Consider the following 18,961-nt stretch of genomic DNA (forward strand, 5'->3'; position numbering starts at 1 on the left):
TCCTCCGCGCGTGGTGAGTTACTTGGTCTCGACGTTGCTCACGAGCCACCGGTCGTCCGAGCGGACCAGGGACACGACCATGCGGTACTTCTGTGTGTTTCCCTCTGGCGCTGCGACATTCTTCGCTTGTTGGTCGACGAACACGAGCACCTTGGCCGACGAATTGTCCAGCGATTCGATGCCGACGTCTGTCGCCGTTGCGCTCGCCTGGCCTTGCCCCCCGGCGACGACTTCGCGCAGTGAATCGACCATCGTTCGGTAGGTGCCGGCAAACTCGTCGGTCGACATCGAGGCGATGCTGTCTTTGTTGGCATCGAGGTTCTGATAGTCGAAGGAGGACATGACGGTCGAGTAATCCCGCGCGGTGTCCAAAGCCTCCTGCCGCAGCGTGTCTTCCTGATTCGCCGAGTACATCTGGAATCCGAGCACCACCAATGCTGCGACCAGCGCTACCGCTATGAGTGAGATCAGTGCGTTGCGTGGCTCCTTGAGGCGGCGAAGTAGCGACGGAGAAGTCGGATGTTCGGCCACCTCGGCTTCAGCCTCGTCGAGTAGTGCGTTGTCACCGTGTGCCATTTCCCAGTCCTTCCAACATCAATCTCCAGTAGTTCAGGGCGTCGACTCCGGTCGGGACGAGAATCGGATCTGCGACGACGGGCGGTCCGATCGGCGTACCGGGGACCGTCGAGTTCTGCAATCCGAGGTCGTTCGGGCGGGGAGCATTCTGTGCTCCGCGTTGGACGAGGTCGTCGGCGGGGGGACAGTACATCGCCAGACTTGGACTGGTGGGAGACAGATCGCCGACCTCACGCCGAGGGGTGTCGTAGGTACAGACCGGCCCCTGTGTGGCAACCAAGGCAAAGTCGGCGCGATCGCCTTTGACGATGGATGCCAGTTTGGCGAGACCTTCAGGAATCGTGACAAGTCCGGTTTCGAGGGCGTCTGTGCGGTCGGAGATGATCGGTGCGACAGTGACGAGATTGGCCAGGACCGCTCCGAAAGTGTTGTGGTACTTGTCGAACAACTGTTGAGCGCTGTTCAGGGCGGCGGGCGAATGATCGGTGAGGTAGATCAGTACCGGAGCGTTGGATTCGAGTTGTTCGGTGAAGTTCTTGGCAGCTGCCATTCCTCGGACGAACGAATCCGATTGTGTCGCCATGGAGTCCACCAACGTGGAGGTTCGCGACAGCAGCGCGGCGAGTTCGGCCGACTGGTCGTTCAACTGCGCGGACATGGTCCTACCGTTGTCGATCATCGTCGCCAAGCTCGGGCCGAGCCCGTTGAACGAATTTCCCAGTTCGGTCCCGATGTCGCTGATCGCTTGCGGATCAATCCCTTCCAGGACACCGGACGCCTGAAGCATCAACTGGCTCATCTGGACCGGTTGCTGATCCGCGGGCATGGCGATTTCGTCGCCGTCCCGAAGATACGGGCCGTGGTCTGTGTTGGGATAGATGTCGACATTCTGAATTCCGGCTGCGGTCCCCATCGTCACCTTGGCGACGCTGTCGGTAGGTATCTCGGTGTTGTCGTTGAGTGAGAGTTCCACCCGAGCCGAGCGGGTGCCTGCGTCGAGTTCGACTTCACTCACTTTCCCCACCTGTACGCCGCGATACGTGACGACCGTGCCCTTGGTCAGCCCGAAGGCGTCGGACATGTTGGCGTGCAGCCGGATTTGGCCACCGAAACCCTGAGGGCCGACCACGTAGACGATTCCGAAAGGGATTACCACAGCAGCGATCAGAGCGAACAGGACAAGTTGAACAAGCGCAAGGCGACTCAACGCAGACCTCCCTGAAGTAGATCGGTGAGAGTTCCCGCCGGTGCGATCGATTGACCGGCCATCCCGCCGCTCCAGAGCTTGTCGATCGTTCCCGGAATATCCAGGGCGCCGTCGAAAACGAGGTAGTCACCTTGGACTGCACTGGTGAAGTTCTCGAGCAATCCGTTCATATTCGCCAGTGTCTGACCGATCTCCGAGTTGAACGAATCCAGAGTCCCGACAACGGTCGACGCCTCGTGCAGCATCGCGTCGAGGCCGTCGGGTGACGAGTCGAGGATGGTGTTTGCGTTGGTGGCGAGCTGAACGGTCGAGTTCAACAGGCTTGCAATCTGATCCTTCTGTCCCACGAGAATCGACACCACCTGTGGAACGGAATCGAGGTAGTTGTCGACGACGTCGCGTTGGCCGGCCAGTTGGGAGGAGACCCGGGCAGCGAGGTCGACGGCCTCGTCGAACTCGCTGCGGTGACTGCTTGCCTCTGCCATGAGCGAGGTCAGGGTGTCGGTCAGAGAACGAACTTCACCGGAGCGCCCGGAAAACGCGGTGTTCAGCTCGCGCACCACGGTGTCGAGTTGATCGATGCCGCTTCCGGTCAGAACCGTACCGAGCGTGGCAAGCGCACTTTCGACCTGCGGACCGATCTCGGTGCGAGACTCCGGAATTGTGTCGCCGTCGCTGAGCATCGAGCCGGACGGAACCTCCGGCACCAATAGTCTGATGAACGGGTTGCCCAGTGCGGACGGGAGTTCGACGGATGCTTCGACGTTGTCCGGCAACGGCGTCGCGGCGTCCAGACTCAGCGTCACATCGGCTCCGACGACGTCGGCGGACAGCGCGGATACTCGGCCGATGACTTTCTGGCCGCTGCGGACGTCTGCCCCCAACACCAGGCCGTCGGCGCCGGCCAGCTGCAGCGCCACGTTGTACGCATCACCGTCGGCCGAACGACCCAGGGGTAGGTCTTGAATGCCTGCGCTACAGCCGCCGAAGGCGAACACGGCCACAGAACCCACACCGATGATCACGATACCGGCGACTATTCGAACCGATTGCCGCGTCAATTGCCACCTCCGGGGACGGCTCCGCCGGAAATCGCGGAGGCGATTCCGAGCGGATCAGAAGTGCTGAGGGGGAAGGAAATCGGATTCGTGAACCCGGCTCCGGTACAGATCGGCAACTTGTAGGTGTCGCACAGCGGTTTCGCAACCGCGAACTGAGTCAATGCAGTCGAGACGTTGAGCCGAATGCGCCCGCGCTGATCAGGACCGATTGTCTGGGAGAGGTTCTGCATCATCAACGGCACAAGGTCCATGAACTCTGCGAGGCCGGGTTGTTTGGCAGCCAGAGTGTCACCGAGAACTCGCACGTTGTCGGTTATGGCACCGACATCATCGCCGTGAGTTGTCATGAAACTGTTCAACTGGTCGAAGACCACCTGCAGATCCTGCAGAGGCTGTGAGATGTCCATGTTCTGGTTCGCCCACTGATCGCCCAATGTGCCGAGGTCACCGACAAGTTCGTCGAGGCTGACCTGCCTCGCGTCCAGAGCATTCATCAAGGTATTGAGATTGTCGACGAGGGCACCGATGTCTTCCGACCGAGCGCCGACAACTCCGGTTGCCGTGCTGAGGTTGCGAATTGCGGTGTTGAATTGATCGCCCTGACCCTGCCATCCGGCAGCGCCGCGGCTCACGAGATCGCCGAGATTGCCCCCATCCCCGGCAAATGCGTCGGCCAAAGTGCTGACGCTTCCCATCAAGCCGTCGAAATCTATGGGGGAGTGGGCACGTTCGATCGGAATCTGGTCGCCGTCTTTCAGCGTCTCTCCGCCGGTGTAAGCCGGGCCGAGTTCGATGTGGCGATCGCTGATCACCGATGGATTGAGGACATAGGCCGAGGCGTCGGCGGGCAGGTCCACGGAGTTGGGCATCGACATCGCTACTCGAACAGAAGTTCCGCGAGGTTCCACCGACGTGACCGTCCCGACGCCGACTCCGAGGACGGTGACCTTGCTTCCCTCGTAGATTCCGCCGACGTAGCTGAAATCGGCGTAGACGGTCTTGGACTGATCCGTTCGTCCGAAGATGTACCAACCGGGGAGTGCAATCGCCAGGGTCACGACCAGCATGGCCGTGACGGCTTTTCGTGTATTCACTTGCAGCCCTCCATGATGCCGAGCGCGCAGAGCAGATTGTCCGGGATCACGGCGGCCGGCGCGTTGACGTCGGTCCAATTGCCGGTGCCGGTGGAATCGGTGACCGAACGCAGCGCGGAAGGAAGACGAGTCAACAGCAGGTCGATCTGATCTGCGTTGTTCTTCAGCGTGGTGGTGACCTCGACGAGGTTGTCGGTCATGGCTCCGAACTCGTCCTGACGATCGACGAAAGTGGTGGAGAGCTTCGAGATGATGATTGTCAGGTTGTCGACCAGCTGAGTCAGTGCGTCCTTGCGCATCGCAAGAGTACGAACGATCGTCTGAGCATTGGCCGCAGTACCGACTATCGAATCGGTTTGTGCCGCAGCCATGTCCGACAGCTCGCGGGACATGATGAGAATCTGGTCGATCTGTGCACTGTTCTGCGCGAAAGCCGCCGAGGCGCCGCTGATTCCGGCCAGAGCCCGGCCCACCTGATCGGAATCAGTTGGAATCACCTGCGAAAGGGTGTTCATCATGGACTCCATCGCCTGTAGGTCGACGCCGGTGGCCGCAGTGGTGGCATCACTGCTGACGTCGTCGAGGCTGTACGGCACGGTTGTGCGGGAGAGCGGGATGACCCGCGCATCGGAGTCGTCGACGACTCCGGCCGGCACGATCTCCAGGTAGCGCTTGCCAAGGACCGTCTTGAGCCTGACAGTCGCCGTGCTCTGGTTTCCCAAAGGCTGGTCCTTGTCCAAGCGGAAGTTGACGACGACGTGGTCGCCGGCAAGGTCGATCGAATCCACTCGGCCCGCGGGAACCCCGGCCACGTAAACCGGATCGGTGTCGGAAAGCCCGCTGGCATTGGCCAACTCCGCTGTGTATGCCGACGTGCGTACGTTGTACCAGAGCTTCGGAATGCCCAAGGCGGCGCCGAGTCCCACCACCAGAACGAAGATTCCGAGACTACCCAGGGCGAGAGCGGTGCCGCTACCGCTGCGACGGCGATCCCCTTTGAACAGGAAGAGCATGATGCCGACGAACACGTCGATCAGCTTGACCAGGAACATCATGAGCACACCGGCGAATGTGTCGGACCGAAGATGTTGGCTTCCATGTCGCCTGCCTTCAGAGTGAAATTGCACAGATACAGGCTGATGAAACTTCCGTAACTTCCGATCCGGTTGGCGGCGTCGGCGAACTGGGGAAGGTTGGCGAGAAGTCTGTTGAACTCGTCGGTGCTCGCAATCCAACTCCCGGTGACACTTTCGAGTTGTTGCACGGTCTGACCGAATGCGCCGTTCGACCCGGCCATGATCTGAGCCAACGACGAGACAGTTCGGTTTCCCTGATCCAAGAGCGAGACCAGTTGATCGTTCTGCCCGACGACGGAAGTACTCAGATCGTTCAAACCGTCCAGCAGACCGACCAATTCGGGTTGGCGTTCGTCGACGGAGGTGAGAAGAGTGTTCATGTTCGTGAGTAGTTGTGCGAAGACGTCCTGACGGTCGACAAGGCCGGAGCTCATGGTCGCGATCTGGTCGAGGAGGGTGGTCATCGCCTGGCCCTGGCCGTTGAAGGTTTCGACAAAACTTCGCGTGAGCGTGTTCACCTGCTCGGGCTGCAGCGCGGCGAACAACGGTTTGAACCCGTTCATCAGTGCCGTCAAGTTGATCGGCGGTGTTGTCTGCGCCAGCGGTATCGTGTCACCTGGTTCGAGCTGTCGTGCGGATACCGTTGTCGCGCTGTCGTCCTGCGTCAGTGCCAGATATCGAGCACCGAGCATGTCGCCGTAGCGCACGGCGGCACGGACATCCGACTCGAGGGAATATTGCGACTCGATTTCGACGTCGACGATCGCCTTGCTCGTGCCGCCGCCGTTGTCGGCAAACGCAACCGAGTCCACGCGGCCGATACGCACACCGGACATCGTGACCGGGTTACCCGGGTTGAGGCCTTCGACATCGGTGAACTCGAACGAATACGAATCGGTGCTTCCGCGAACCGGGACCGACAACGTGTTCGCCACGAACGACGCACAAGCGACGCCGGTGAGACAGAAGAGTGACAACCGAATTACCTGGCCAGGACGGACCTTCACGGGACGGTCACCTCATTGCCTCTGACCATCGGCCCCAACATCAGTGTTGTTGCCGTATTTGGGGTGTCCGAGCGTTCCGGCGATCCGCCCAGTAGCTGATCTTCGAGGTAGCGCAGCGTGGCCGCTTCGGCTTCGCCGCCCACGACCGGGGCACTGACGGGTTGTGCAGGCGTCAGGTTGGAGCCTGAACACTGCGCGCCGCGCGAGTCCCCGTACTGCGGGCAATCATCGCCCGTGTATGGGAGCGGTTCGGCGAACGTGGCAACTGCTGTGATGTCGAACTTACCGGTGGCGAAGACCCGCGCGCCCGCGGCGCCGAACGTACTGGCATTGGCGAGGGTGGAACGCAGTCCTCCGGGATTGGCCGCGGTGGTTGCGAGTATCTTTCCGGCGGAATCGATCACAGTGATGATGTTTCGGTTGTTCTCCACGACAAAATCGTCGACGGTAGCGGCGAAGACTGCGGCCGCGCCGATCGAGGACTCGAGATTCGCTCTGTTGGCGACCATGTTGTTCGAGACGGTTGTGGCGGCTGCCAAGGTATCGAGAATGTCGGGGGTCGCGCGGTCCAACGCGTCGACGACCGACTTGAATTCGGGTGTCGATTCGAGGAATTGGTGTGCGGCGGGTGTCAGTACGCCGGACGCGGCACTGAGATTGTCTATCGTGGTACCGATCTCGGCTCCGTTTCCGTCGAGTGCCTGGCCCAGCGCAGTCAGGGCTGTCTGCAACTTCTCGGGCTGCATCGCCGTGAGGACTCCCACCAATTTGGTGTACACGTCGTAGAGCGCAACGGCTTCGGGACCGTCGTCCATGTGGATCTCGTCTCCGTCCGACAGAGTCGTCTGGCCCTGCTCATTCGGACTGTCCACGAGCTGCATGTAGATGTCGCCGAAGAACGTGCGCGGAACGACGCGGGCCACCACGTCGGCGGGAATCTTCGACGCGTCATCGGTCTGAATCTGCAACTGCACAACGGATTCGGCCGTGCCTGATTCGATTTCGCCGATTCGGCCGACGTTGACGCCGTGGTACCGAACCGGAGCTTCACCGCTGATGAGACCGGCTGTGGCTGGAACAGCGACGAAGATATCGGTGCTCTGCTCGAGGTTTCCCGAACCGCGTAGAACCATTGTCACAGCGGCGGCGACGGCTACCACTACGGCGATCGCGCCGCGAAGGGCGTACACGATCTTTGTGTGTGTAGTGAGTCTGTCCACGGCTCAGACCCCCATTCCCGGGATCTGGGGCACGAGGCCCCACAGCGCGAAAGTCATCAGTACGTCGAGGATTCCGATCGCGAGGATCGCAGTACGGAGCGCGCGCCCGGCAGCCTGCCCGACGCCGGCCGGACCACCGGAGGCATAGTAGCCGTATGCGCAGTGAACCAGCGCGACAACAGCGGCGAACACCACGGCCTTGAGGCCTGAGTACAGGAGATCCTGCGGCGAGATCGCCAGATGGAAGAAGTAGTCGTAAGTACCTGCCGATGCACCGTTGAAGAACACGACGACCAGTCGGGTCGACAGGTAACTGGCGAGCAGCCCGATCATGTAGATCGGGATGACGCAGATCATGGCAGCGATCACCCGCGTACCCGCGAGGAAGGGGATGGATCTGATCGCCATCGAGTCGAGGGCGTCGATCTCGTCCGAGATGCGCATAGCCCCGATCTGGGCAGTGAAACCCGTTCCGACCTTGGCAGCCAACGCGATAGCGACGACAACAGGGGCAAGCTCACGGGTGTTCGCGACCGCAGACAGCATGCCCGAGAGCGAGGTCATCCCGACGAGTTCGAGGCCCCGGTGAGTCTCGACGCCCAACATCATTGCCGCGGCGAGCGACATCGCGAAGACGATCCCGATGGTGCCGCCGCCGGACAGCAAGGAGTTCGTGCCGAAGCTGACCTCGCTGATCTGACCGAGTACGTGCTTGCGGTACTTGGTGAGCGCAAAAGGGATCGATGCGATGGTGCGGACGTAGAAAGTGACGTGCTGACCGAGGGAGACGAGGCCGTCACCTGCGGTTCGCAGGGGTCTGCTCGCTTGACGGGCTCGAACACGGAGATCGACGAGCGACATCAGAATTCACCGACTGCCGGGACGATTACGGTGTACAACGCGGACAACACTGTGTTCACGATGAAGACGAGCGCGAACGCAATTACGACGGCCTCGTTGACTGCGTCGGCAACGCCGCGGGGGCCGCCTTTTGCATGGAGACCTTTGAAAGTGGCCACCAAAGTCGAAGCGAGGCCGAAGATCGCGGCTTTCACCAAAGCCATGACGAAGTCGGACGATCGACCGTATTGGCTGAACGTTGCCATGAACGTTCCGGCCGGAAGATGCTGCACGTAGATGTGGTACAGATAGCACGCGATCACTCCGCCGAAGGTCACCATCGAGCACAGTGCGAGGGAGACGATCACTGCCGCAACCAATCTCGGAGCTACCAGGCGTTCGATCACATCGATGCCCATCACTTCCATGGCATCGATCTCTTCGCGAATCTTTCGCGAACCAAGATCGGTGCAGATCGCCGACCCGGCAACACCGGCCATCATCAACGCGCACACCAGTGCTGCGGCCTGTCCGACGATGATGAATGCCACGACGGCGCCCGAGTAGCCACCGGCACCGATGCGGCCGGCCAGTTCGCCGACCGACACCGCGATGAAGACACCGATCGGAATCATGAGGAGCAGCGACGGACCAGTGCTGACGCGACCGATGAAGAGCGTCTGAGTGATCGTCTCGTGCAACGAGAGTCGCCTGCGGAGGATTGCCGTGAACAGGCCGAACAGTGCCTGCACCGAGAATCCGATCAGATAGCCCCCCTGCAACGCTACGTCTCGTACCGGGCCTTTCGGGGCTGGTAGCTCGTACGTCATCTAATTGAATTCCTTTGCAGATCAACATGGTTCAGCACGAAAGTCGAACTGTTCGGACGCTGGCGGTCGAGCGAACTGCTTGTGAAGCATCTCACACATATATGTGACGTGGCAAGCATTATGTGAACGAAAATTCTCGAGGGAATTTTTGGTGTAACAGCGACGGTGAGTGCGTTGACGTGCCAATATGAGTTCTGTCGGGTGGCGTCCTCGGCTTAAGTTTATCGAAATTCCGGAAGCCATCGTCCGATGTCCCGATCGGGGAGGGAGGGGCCGCTTCGAGCGGTGACCCTACCCCTGGTTTCGACCACAGGGCAAGGCTTTGTTAACAAGAATTCTCTCGAGCTTCAGCATCGATGATCGGGGCGATGCAGTTGATGGCAACCTGGAGTTAGGGCAGCTAGCAGCGTATATGGAACGTTGATACAGTGGAAATCTCGAAAGTTTCCGATGGCGTGCACCGATTATGATTATGCTCATTCGCAAAAGTATTGGTTTGATGTCTGGTGGGGCTGAGAGAGGGGTGCACGAGTGAGCCCGAGACAGCAGTCTGTCGATGCGCAGACAGTTGACGAACAGACCTCGCGTGTAATCCTTCGAGCGGCGGGATCGGAGTCGGTCAAGCGACGTCCGAAGGACCGCAAGGCGAAGATCGCCGCTGCGGCTGCAATTGCGTTCAGCGAACGGGGATATCCTGCCGTAGGCGTCGAGGATATTGCGTCGTCCGTCGGTATTTCGGGTTCGGCACTCTATCGGCATTTTCCGAACAAGTATGCGATGTTCCGCCACGCGGCACTGGAATTGACCGACGCGCTCGAGAGTGCACTCGATGCGGTCTCCGTCGCCGCCGATGCAACTGACCGGGAGCGCCTACGCGAGGATTTGCTCGCTGTGATCCGAACGACGGTGCGTAATCGGCGCACAGCCGGGATCTACCGGTGGGAGAGTCGGTTTCTCGACGCTGCCGATCGGAAATCGGTCCGAGCTCAGGCAGCTGCTGTCAATCGCCGAGTTGCACTGCATCTTTCACGCTCCGAACCGCCGGCGAGTGCTCGTGCCGAAACCATCCTCACCTCAGCGATGTTCAGCGTGATCGGCAGCATCACCGCTCACAATCTGATACTGCCCCAACGTCGGATGGAGCAAGTTCTTCTCGACGCTTGTCTGTCGATCGAACACGGTGGGAGTGCAATTACATCGCGGCGGTCGGAGCAAACTGTGTCGACGCGACCGGTGACGACGAACAAGCGTGAACGTCTGCTGCAGGAAGCCGTGCGGCTCTTCGATTCTCGCGGTTACCACGATGTCAGTATCGAAGAGATCGCAGCCGCTGCGGGTTTGAACGCTTCCGGGATGTACCGCTACTTTCCGAGCAAAGCGGAACTTCTCGGGGCGGTGTTCTATCGAGCGGCAGACCGTCTGGACCTTGCGACGGCAGCAGTGTTCGAGTCTGCGACGTCGCCGGAGGAAGCGCTGCGCGCACTGTCGGCGATGTACGTGGAGTTGTCGTTTGCACAACATGAATTGATGTCGGTCTATTTTTCCGAGATGAACAACCTTCTGCCGGGACATCGAAGCGATCTGAAGAATCGTCAGAAGCTGTACGTGGTCGAGTGGGCGCGGATACTTCGCGAAATTCGTCCGGACCTTTCGGCGATAGAGGCGAAGTTCCTGGTTCACGCTGCTTTGAACCTCGTCCCCGACATCGGACGCTTGATGAAGTTCGATGTTGCAGCAGAAAACGCCTCCACACTTCAGACGTTCATGTCAGCAGTTCTCTTCGGCCGCCCGGCTCCGCCGCCCTGAACTTCTCGCCGCCCTGAAACTTATCGGACGGCGTGCGTAGTGTGGTCGGCTATGAGCGAAGTCGTGTCTCTGGCAGCTGCCCGCCGAACAGCGCTCGCCGCTCAAGGGTTCGGCAAATCACACCCGGCAACGGTGACGCGGCGCAATCTGGTCAGCGTGATGGACCGGCTGCAGGTCTTGCAGATCGACTCGGTCAACGTTTTCGAACGCAGTCACTACCTGCCCGTTTATGCGCGACTGGGCGCGTACGACAAGTCCAGGCTTGATCAGCTGACCTTCTCCCCGGAGTCGGGGTACCTCGAATACTGGGGACACGAAGCGACGTTCCTGCCGGTGGACATGTGGCCGCTCTTTCGTTGGCGCATGGACCAGTTTCGTGACAAAGCGTTGAGCGACAAGAACGGATGGGCGTCTGATCGGCGCGACTTCCTCGACTGGTTGCGCAACGAACTGCGTGAAAACGGTCCGATGGCGGCGAGCGAAGTCGAGCACGAAGCGAATACACGCCGCGGCCCGTGGTGGGGGTGGTCGGACGTGAAAGTCGGGCTGGAGACTCTGTTCCGGTGGGGCGAAGTGGTATCCGCGGGTCGCGCAGGATTCGAACGTCGATACGGCCTTGCCGAACACATGCTCGCGCCCGAGATCCTCGATGCGAGGATCGATCGATCGGACGCGATCCGTGAGCTGGTGCTGCGTGGTGTGAAGGCCCACGGACTCGGTACGCTCGACGATATCGCCGACTACTTTCGGCTGCCGAGCGCTGAGGCACGAATTGCCTTGTGTGAGATCGAAGACGCCGGCAATGTACGCAGTGTTTCCGTCGAGGGATGGGAGCGTCGTGGCAAGCCTCGCGAGGTATGGATTGATCCACAGGCAAAGCGTCCAAGGTCGATCCGAACCGAGGCTCTGTTGTCGCCCTTCGATCCGGTAGTGTGGGCGCGCGATCGAGCGTTGCGGCTCTTCGACTTTCACTACCGGATCGAGATCTATACTCCCGCACACAAGCGGGTTCACGGCTACTATGTGCTCCCCGTGTTGATCGACGACAATATCTGCGCGCGAGTCGATCTCAAGAACGACCGACAGAACCGTCGGCTACTCGTGCGCGCTGCTTGGGCCGAGCCCACCGCCGATGCCGACACTGCACCGCGTCTGGCTGAGCTCCTTCGTAGAACCGCAATGTGGCAAGGCTGCGACACCGTAGTCGTGGAGAACAATGGAACATTGGCATCAGAGCTGGCCGCTGTGATGGCCGGCGACGAGGTGGATGCGGTGGGCGCGCGCTAGGTCAATCTGGAACGGTGAGTCTCCCGTCGACTGCAGCTCGGTTGATGGAATCTCTTAATGCCGAACAAGTTCCGGTGCGAATTTTCGGCGACGCCTTGTCTTCGCGATACTCCGAACACACGTTGTGCGGATCCGATCGCCATTGAGTCGAGGTATGTTGCCAGCTGTTCTTCTCGACGAGGACATATGTTCCACACCTCTCGCAGTCCACTGGTTCCATGGTCACTGCGCTGCTCCTGCACGGCGTGCGAGGTTGTCTGCAACCTCCTGTTTCCACACCTCGATGGGTTTGCTTGTATCCATCTCGAATTCGAAGCGATCGATCATCTCGGGCGTGACGTCGGCGACGTCGACGTAGAACTGTTCGTACCACCGCCTCAGTTGGTAGACCGGACCGTCCTCGGTGCAGAGTAGTGGGTTGTCGATGCGGGTCTTGTTCTTCCAGATCTCGATGTCCTGCTCGAATCCGACGCCGATGTAACCGATCATCGCGTCAACGGTTTGGTCCGCTATCCCGGCGGGAAGTTCCTCGGTCTTCTTGACGGTGATGCCGTACATCAGGACAAACTTGTTCGGGCTGACCGGATAGTGGCAGTTGATCAAAACCGAATCCACCTTGAACGTTTCGTACTGGTACACCAGATCATCGATCATGAACGACGGTCCGTGATAGGCGGCCACCGAGAAGTTCGAGACCAACTTCGGCACGTCGGGATCCGTCCAGGTCACGATGTCGTCGCGGTTGATACCGCTCTGCTCCTGGATGGCGACATGCCCCTCGAAGACGTTCTTGAAGTAAGTGGGAAACGAAAAGTGCACGTAGAAGAAGTGCGCCATGTCCACGACGTTGTCGACGATTTCTCGACAGTTGGTGTCGATGACGATTGACTTCCATACCCAATCGGTCCATTCGTGGTCCGGAGTTTTGATTACCGGTATGGCGACTTCGGCCGGAGGCGGATTGCCTTCGGGGTCATGCCAGACGAAGAGCAGTCCGTCTTGTTCGAGGGTGGTCCAGGCGCGAGTTTTGGCAAGCGGTGGAACGCGGCGTGCATAGGGGATCGCGGTGCATTTGCCGTTGCCGCCCCAACGCCAGTCGTGGAAGGGGCAGGCGACTGAATCGCCCTTGACCGTGCCCTGACTGAGGTCGCCGCCCATGTGACGGCAGTAGGCATCGAGGACCTTCAATTCGCCCTGGCTGTCGGCAAATACGACAAGCTTGGTGCCGAAGGCCTCGATCGGATGTGGGTTCCCGTCGTGGAAATCCGTTGCAAGTCCGAGGCAGTGCCATCCGCGGGCAAAACGTTCGGGCGCAGCGCCCTCGTCGATCATGCGGATCTCGTCGACTTCGCCGAGGTCCGTTGTGGTCGTCACGTCTGTGGTCAACACGTCGTCCTTTGTTCAGTGATCTGTGTTGGCCACTGTGGTGAGGAGTTGGTCCAGGTTCAACGGGGGTAACCGGTGATCGGTATAGCTGCAGGTGGAGTGGCCAGGCAGGTTTGTCTCCCGCACGGTGGGAAATGCCCTGGCGGTTCGTCCGGTGAAGGCCCAGATTTGCAGTCAGCAGAGCACGCCCAGCGCTGTCCTCTCGACGGGCGGATCACCGAAACGGAGATGCCATGTCGGTCGGACCGATCACAGAAGAGCCCATCCCTATGTCAACCCTCGACAGGTTGGCGATGGTGGTGGATTGCTTTCGTGACACGCCGCGGTTGACGCTGGGCGAGGTAGCCCGTCGAACCGGGATTCCGCGATCGTCCGTGCACAGGATGCTTCTGAAGCTAGTGAGGATGGATTGGCTCCGCAGAGAAGGCCTCGAGTACGAAATCGGCGACAAACTCGGCGATCTTGGGGCAATCTCGTTGTATCGAAACAAGTTCGAGAGGGTGGTGGTGCCGTTGTTGTACAACCTGCACCTCGTCACCAATCAGGCCGTACATCTCGGGGTCCTCGAGGGAAGCAACGTGCGATACCTTCAGAAGATCGGCAGCCAGGCGATACCTGACCTCCAGACAGGCGTTGGCTCTCGCATCCCGGCGCGATCCTCGGCAATCGGCAAGGCACTCTTGGCAGCGGGCCGCCGTTCGACGGTCGCGCAACATTCCGCAATAGCCAACCATCGGTACGGTGTCGTATTCGGTACGTGTACTTCGGGTCTCGGCTGCATCGGTGTGCGGGTGGGTGCGCTGGGCGAAGCGGAAGTCGGTCTGTCGATCAGCGGCCCACTCGTTCGAGGCAAGATCGACGATCGACACGTTGCACCGGTACAGATGGCCGCGGTGGCAATCTCCCAGTATTTCGAGGTGCCGGGTGGTCGTCACCAGCAGACCGGTTAGCTCGGCAATGCGCAGAGTGCGCCTCCTCCGACTCCGCGTAAAGCGCAGTGGGGGAGACGCACTCGGATGAATCTGCGTCAGCGAAGAGCCGCAAGCGCGTCGATACGCTTGGCCGCGTCCTCCATGATGTTCTCGATCAGTTCCTTGCAGCTGGGCAGATCGTTGATCATTCCGACAACCTGACCCGAGGCAAGCACGCCGGCTTCCGTATTGCCCTCGACCAGACCGGCCTTGAGCAACATCGGGGTATTCGCCGCCATGATGATTTGCATCAGCGTGCGGTCACCCGAGCGCTTCATCGCGAGGCCGTCCTTGGCGAGCGTCGACCACTTCATACCTGTCATTGCCTTGAACTTGGTGGCGTTCTTGGCAGCAGCGATCAAACCGGTTGCATAGCTGGAACCTTCGAGGCTGTTGACCAGGTCGGTGTTGAGCACACGATGAGGCATGCCGTCGACCTTGCGTGAGACCGTCGTATCCGTCAGTCCTCGCTTGAGGTATTCCTGCTTGACGGAGTCCGGCACCGAAGAGTCACTGGTGAGCAAGAAACGCGTCCCCATGGCGACACCGGCAGCGCCGTACGCCAACGCTGCGGCCAGCCCGCGGCCGTCGAAGAATCCGCCACCGGCGATGACCGGAATATCGACCGCGTCGAGAACCGAGGGAAGAAGCAATGTCGTTGCCACACCGCCGGTGTGACCACCACCTTCGCCGCCCTGGACGATGACGGCGTCCGCGCCCCAAGATGCAACCTTGACCGCATGCTTCGCGGCACCGATCGACGGTACGACGACGATGCCGTGGTCCTTGAGCTTGGTGATCAGTTCCTTCTTGGGAGCCAAGGCAAACGACGCGACCTTGACGCCCTCACGGATCAGCAGGTCCGCGCGCTGCGGCGCGTCGGTGGCGTCGGCACGCATGTTGACGCCGAACGGCTTGTCCGTGAGCTGCTTCGTCTTCTTGATCGCGTGCTCGAGCTCGTCGTAGGTCATCGTGGCCGAAGCCAGGATGCCGAGACCGCCCGCGTTGGCCGTCGCCGACGTCAGCGCTGGCCCGGAAACCCAGCCCATGCCCGTCTGCACGATCGGGTACTCGACACCGACCAGTTCGGTCAGTGCTGTCTTCAGAGTGGGGGTCATGCCGAGACCTCACGGTCCCGGAGGTTGCGCGGATCGAGGGTCTCGCGAATGAGGTGGAGTTCTTCGGCGGTGGGGTCACGGGTGATACCGGCCTCAGCGAGTCCGGCTACCTCGAACGAGGTGTTCTCGGCTACCTCTTCGGCGGTGACGCCGGGATGGAGGCTCAACGCGCGGAAGGTGTTTCCCGGTCCACCGAAGTCGAAGACACCGAGGTTGGTGACAACGCGGGGGATGTTCAGGAACTTGTATGCCGGGTTCTCGGGATCGATCTGGTCGTAGCCGACACCGCACACCACGTCGACCTTGTCGACGAACACTCGCTTGGAGTGCTTGGGGACGAAGTAGCTCGTCGCGTGGTTGATGGTGTTGCCCGGGGCGCCGCGCACACCGAACATCTGACGCGTCGGCTGCTGAAGCGGGCCGAAGGCGGAGAGGTTCTGGTTGCCGTGGCGATCGAGCTGATTGGCGCCCATGACTACGTGGCGACGGCCCGAAGCGACGACGTCGAACACCTTGCGGAAAGGCATCCATCCTTCGATGGGGCCCTTCGTTCCGACGGCCGGAGTGTCCTCGAGGATGAGGGCTTCACCATCGGTGATCAGCAGGTCGGGTTCGGTGGTGAGCCGAGCCAGGCGAGCACCGATGGTGGACGACGTCGACATCGGGCTGGCCATGATTTCGCCTGCACCGGAGAAGATTTCAGCGCACGCGAGAACAACGTACTCTGCGCGGGTGACGGTGGATTCGCTCATTTTGCCTGCTCCCCTGCCTTTGATGAATCGGCAAACTTCTTTACTGCGGCTTGGTAGTCCTCTTCGCTGCCGGAGAGGAAGGTGTCGATGAACGTCTGCCACGACTCGGGGGTCTTGGCGGCCTCGGCGTAGTGACGCTGGAACTTCTCGTCGCGGCCGTAGCTTTCGCCGGCCAACGTGAAGTGGGCACCGTTCGGGGCCTCGACGACGGCGTCGACCATCATGCGGTTGAGCAGAAGATTCTGCAGTGGAACGGATTTGACCAGTTCCTCGGTCTCGACGATGCGTTCGACGGAGACGTAACGCTTTTCGGCGGCCATGCAGTACAGGTCGTCGAAGTACGGGTCGACACCGTTGTACGCGGCATTGCCGTGCTTGTCACCGAGATTGAGGTGAACGAACGACGCATCGAGGTTGAGTGCAGGCATCGCGATCAAGGTCTCGGAGCGGCCGTCGGCCTCGGGGTACGGGGAGGTGACGGTCTTGAGTTCGTCGCCCCAGAAGTTGCGAACGTCCGAACCCAGGCCTGCGCGGATCGGGAGGAAAGGGAGGCGAGCGGCAGCGGCTTCGAGGCCGCACTTGACCATTCCCTCGTCCATCTCGCGGACTTCGATCTCACCGGCGGTGCGCGCCTTGGCAAACCACGGATCGTAGAACGGTGCGGAGTCCAGGGACACGAAACCGTAGTACGCCTTCTTGACCTTGCCGGCCGAGCACAGCAGCCCGAGATCCGGTCCGCCGTAAGTGACCACGGTCAGGTCCTTGATGTCCGAACGCAGAATCGCACGCACGAAGGCCATCGGCTTGCGGCGAGATCCCCAGCCGCCCAAGCCGATCGTCATTCCGCTGCGGAGCTCGCCGACTACCTCGTCGAGCGACTTCGTCTTGTCACGCTTGCTAGCCATGTTTGTCTCAGCCTTCCTTCTGGGTTGCGTTCTCGCGCGGCTTGCCGGTGGCGACGAATTCGTCGCGGTGTTCGTCGGACACACCGAGGAGGTTGAGTTCGAAGGTGTAGCCCTGCTCGAGGCGGTAGCTGCCCTTGACGTCGACCGGGTCGATGCCGTTGATGGCTTCCTTGGCGCACCGGATGATGCGGGTGTCCTTCGCGGCGATCTTCGCGGCGATCTCGCGAGCGCACTCGTCGAGCTTCTCGCGCGGGACCACGTCGTAGACGCTGCCGAACTGTTTGAGTGTGTGGGCGTCGACGCTCTGTGCGGTGTAGTAGAGCGTGCGCATCATGTGTTGCGGCACCAGACGTGAGAGGTGCGTGGCAGCGCCGAGTGCGCCGCGGTCGACCTCGGGGAGGGAGAAGATCGCGTCGTCGGAAGCGACGATCACGTCCGCGTTGCCGACCAGTCCGATGCCACCGCCGACACAGAATCCGTTGACGGCCACGACGACGGGTACAGCGCAGTCGTAGACGGCTGCGAAGGCCGCGGCGCAACCGCGGTTGGCGGCGACCAGTGCGTCGAATCCCTCGGTCGCCTGCATCTCCTTGATGTCGACGCCGGCGTTGAATCCGCGTCCCTCGGCTCGCAGGATCACCACGTGAGTGTTGAGATCCTTGCCCGCGTCGAGGATGGCGTCGGCAAGCTCGAACCATCCCTTGGACGGGATTGCATTGACCGGCGCGTAGTCGATGGTGACCGTGGTGATGCCGGTTCCGTCGGAGGAGGTGCTGATGCCCATATCGGGATTCCTTACGTCTGTGTACCAAACCAAGCGATTGCTTGGTAAGTTAGCACACAAGCGGAGCCGACAAGCCCGAGCAGAGTGCATTAGGAGACAAATATGAGTGGATTGGTCGACGGACGCGTAGTCATCATCACCGGGGCTGGTCGCGGGATCGGACGTGCGCATGCCTTGGCGTTTGCTGCCGAGGGCGCCAAGGTCGTCGTCAACGACATCGGTGCGGGTGCCGACGGTTCCGAGACCGGTGAGAGTCCGGCCGAGCAGGTTGTCGCGGAGATCATCGCCGCCGGTGGCCAAGCAGTGGTCAACGGAGACGACGTCGCCGACTGGGCGGGCGCCGAGAATCTGATCAAGACCGCGATCGACACCTTCGGTGGCCTGGACGTACTCGTGAACAACGCGGGCTTCCTGCGGGACCGCATGCTGGTCGGCATGAGCGAAGGCGAGTGGGACGCGGTGATTCGCGTGCACCTCAAGGGGCACTTCGCGCCGCTGCGTCACGCTGCTGCCTACTGGCGCGCTGAGTCCAAGGCGGGCAAGACCGTCGACGCACGCATCATCAACACCAGTTCGGGTGCAGGACTGCAAGGTTCGATCGGCCAGGGTAACTACGCTGCCGCGAAGGCCGGTATCGCCGAGATGACCATCCAGGCCGCAGCCGAGCTCAAGAATTACGGCGTCAGTGTCAACGCGATCGCGCCTGCTGCGCGCACGCGCATGACCGTCGGCGCGGGTGGGGCGATGGCCGAGTCGATGGCAGCTCCCGAAGAGGGCTTCGATGCCATGGCGCCCGAGAACATCTCGCCGCTGGTCGTCTGGCTCGGTAGCGCCGAGTCCAAGGACGTCACGGGGCGGGTGTTCGAGGTCGAGGGCGGAAAGATCACCGTCGCGGAGGGCTGGCGTCACGGCCCGAGCGAGGACAAGGGTGACCGTTGGGACCCGAAGGAGATCGGGCCAGTCGTGGCAACGCTGTTGGAGAAGGCGGAGATTCCGACGCCGGTGTACGGGGCGTAGGGCCTCCGGCCCCGTGAGTGGTTA

Annotated in this window: 18 protein-coding genes; 4 read left to right on the plus strand and 14 right to left on the minus strand. The window is 61.0% G+C overall.

All coding sequences use genetic code 11. From position 1 onward, the window contains the following. Window positions 1–18: 18 nt before the first annotated feature. The 9 genes from FEZ59_RS04150 to FEZ59_RS04190 are packed head-to-tail and all read right to left on the minus strand — an operon-like array spanning window position 19 to window position 8,911. A complete protein-coding gene (locus FEZ59_RS04150; RefSeq protein WP_080908947.1) occupies window positions 19–576 on the minus strand; it encodes a mce associated protein mas1a in 558 nt (185 codons plus the stop codon). Further along, complete coding sequence (locus FEZ59_RS04155; protein WP_172932277.1) at window positions 563–1,783, minus strand: MlaD family protein; 1,221 nt, start codon at window positions 1,781–1,783, stop codon at window positions 563–565. Before FEZ59_RS04155 ends, FEZ59_RS04150 begins: the two co-directional genes overlap by 14 nt. After that, window positions 1,780–2,844 carry an MCE family protein gene (locus FEZ59_RS04160; protein ID WP_134998409.1) on the minus strand — a complete coding sequence of 355 codons (1,065 nt, stop codon included), beginning with the start codon at window positions 2,842–2,844 and terminating at the stop codon, window positions 1,780–1,782. Before FEZ59_RS04160 ends, FEZ59_RS04155 begins: the two co-directional genes overlap by 4 nt. Next, entirely contained in the window at window positions 2,841–3,938 is a 1,098-nt protein-coding gene (locus FEZ59_RS04165; protein WP_134998408.1) for an MCE family protein, read from the minus strand. The genes FEZ59_RS04160 and FEZ59_RS04165 overlap by 4 nt, the downstream gene beginning before the upstream one ends. Further along, window positions 3,935–4,990 (minus strand): MCE family protein, encoded by a 1,056-nt coding sequence (locus FEZ59_RS04170; protein WP_134998507.1) that lies wholly within the window; start codon window positions 4,988–4,990, stop codon window positions 3,935–3,937. Before FEZ59_RS04170 ends, FEZ59_RS04165 begins: the two co-directional genes overlap by 4 nt. Then, a complete protein-coding gene (locus FEZ59_RS04175) occupies window positions 4,990–6,021 on the minus strand; it encodes an MCE family protein (protein WP_020968483.1) in 1,032 nt (343 codons plus the stop codon). The genes FEZ59_RS04170 and FEZ59_RS04175 overlap by 1 nt, the downstream gene beginning before the upstream one ends. Continuing rightward, window positions 6,018–7,211, minus strand: a complete 1,194-nt coding sequence (locus tag FEZ59_RS04180; protein ID WP_244891407.1) for an MCE family protein — start codon at window positions 7,209–7,211, stop codon at window positions 6,018–6,020. The genes FEZ59_RS04175 and FEZ59_RS04180 overlap by 4 nt, the downstream gene beginning before the upstream one ends. A 33-nt stretch (window positions 7,212–7,244) precedes the next feature. Beyond that, window positions 7,245–8,102, minus strand: coding sequence for an ABC transporter permease (locus tag FEZ59_RS04185; RefSeq protein ID WP_003945491.1), 858 nt, complete (start codon window positions 8,100–8,102; stop codon window positions 7,245–7,247). Then, window positions 8,102–8,911 (minus strand): ABC transporter permease, encoded by an 810-nt coding sequence (locus tag FEZ59_RS04190; protein WP_046377962.1) that lies wholly within the window; start codon window positions 8,909–8,911, stop codon window positions 8,102–8,104. Before FEZ59_RS04190 ends, FEZ59_RS04185 begins: the two co-directional genes overlap by 1 nt. A 531-nt stretch (window positions 8,912–9,442) precedes the next feature. On the opposite strand from FEZ59_RS04190, the gene FEZ59_RS30375 reads away from it, so the two are divergent. Continuing rightward, the gene (locus FEZ59_RS30375; protein WP_172932278.1) at window positions 9,443–10,717 is read left to right on the plus strand and encodes a TetR/AcrR family transcriptional regulator; all 1,275 of its coding nucleotides are present in this window, start codon (window positions 9,443–9,445) and stop codon (window positions 10,715–10,717) included. Between the two features lie 51 nt (window positions 10,718–10,768). Further along, window positions 10,769–12,004 carry a crosslink repair DNA glycosylase YcaQ family protein gene (locus tag FEZ59_RS04200; RefSeq protein ID WP_172932279.1) on the plus strand — a complete coding sequence of 412 codons (1,236 nt, stop codon included), beginning with the start codon at window positions 10,769–10,771 and terminating at the stop codon, window positions 12,002–12,004. A 222-nt stretch (window positions 12,005–12,226) separates the two neighbouring features. On the opposite strand, the gene FEZ59_RS04205 is transcribed toward FEZ59_RS04200, so the two are convergent. Continuing rightward, window positions 12,227–13,336, minus strand: coding sequence for a Rieske 2Fe-2S domain-containing protein (locus FEZ59_RS04205; RefSeq protein WP_051295962.1), 1,110 nt, complete (start codon window positions 13,334–13,336; stop codon window positions 12,227–12,229). Between the two features lie 323 nt (window positions 13,337–13,659). Between FEZ59_RS04205 and FEZ59_RS04210 the strand changes: the two genes are divergently transcribed. Continuing rightward, window positions 13,660–14,340 carry a helix-turn-helix domain-containing protein gene (locus tag FEZ59_RS04210; RefSeq protein ID WP_223257971.1) on the plus strand — a complete coding sequence of 227 codons (681 nt, stop codon included), beginning with the start codon at window positions 13,660–13,662 and terminating at the stop codon, window positions 14,338–14,340. A gap of 77 nt (window positions 14,341–14,417) precedes the next feature. Here FEZ59_RS04210 and FEZ59_RS04215 read toward each other — a convergent pair whose 3' ends face one another. The 4 genes from FEZ59_RS04215 to echA20 are packed head-to-tail and all read right to left on the minus strand — an operon-like array spanning window position 14,418 to window position 17,920. Further along, on the minus strand, window positions 14,418–15,479 hold the full coding sequence (locus tag FEZ59_RS04215) for a nitronate monooxygenase (RefSeq protein ID WP_003945751.1): 1,062 nt from the start codon (window positions 15,477–15,479) through the stop codon (window positions 14,418–14,420). After that, window positions 15,476–16,231 carry a CoA-transferase gene (locus FEZ59_RS04220; protein WP_172932280.1) on the minus strand — a complete coding sequence of 252 codons (756 nt, stop codon included), beginning with the start codon at window positions 16,229–16,231 and terminating at the stop codon, window positions 15,476–15,478. Before FEZ59_RS04220 ends, FEZ59_RS04215 begins: the two co-directional genes overlap by 4 nt. Then, window positions 16,228–17,136, minus strand: a complete 909-nt coding sequence (gene ipdA, locus FEZ59_RS04225; protein WP_141487756.1) for a cholesterol ring-cleaving hydrolase subunit IpdA — start codon at window positions 17,134–17,136, stop codon at window positions 16,228–16,230. The genes FEZ59_RS04220 and ipdA overlap by 4 nt, the downstream gene beginning before the upstream one ends. A 7-nt stretch (window positions 17,137–17,143) precedes the next feature. Continuing rightward, the gene (gene echA20 / locus FEZ59_RS04230; protein WP_003945611.1) at window positions 17,144–17,920 is read right to left on the minus strand and encodes a (7aS)-7a-methyl-1,5-dioxo-2,3,5,6,7,7a-hexahydro-1H-indene-carboxyl-CoA hydrolase; all 777 of its coding nucleotides are present in this window, start codon (window positions 17,918–17,920) and stop codon (window positions 17,144–17,146) included. Between the two features lie 102 nt (window positions 17,921–18,022). Between echA20 and FEZ59_RS04235 the strand changes: the two genes are divergently transcribed. Beyond that, a complete protein-coding gene (locus tag FEZ59_RS04235; RefSeq protein ID WP_020968488.1) occupies window positions 18,023–18,937 on the plus strand; it encodes an SDR family oxidoreductase in 915 nt (304 codons plus the stop codon). Window positions 18,938–18,961: the final 24 nt, after the last annotated feature.

The sequence above is a fragment of the Rhodococcus sp. MS13 genome, assembly GCF_013277835.1.
GTDB lineage: Bacteria > Actinomycetota > Actinomycetes > Mycobacteriales > Mycobacteriaceae > Rhodococcus_F > Rhodococcus_F erythropolis.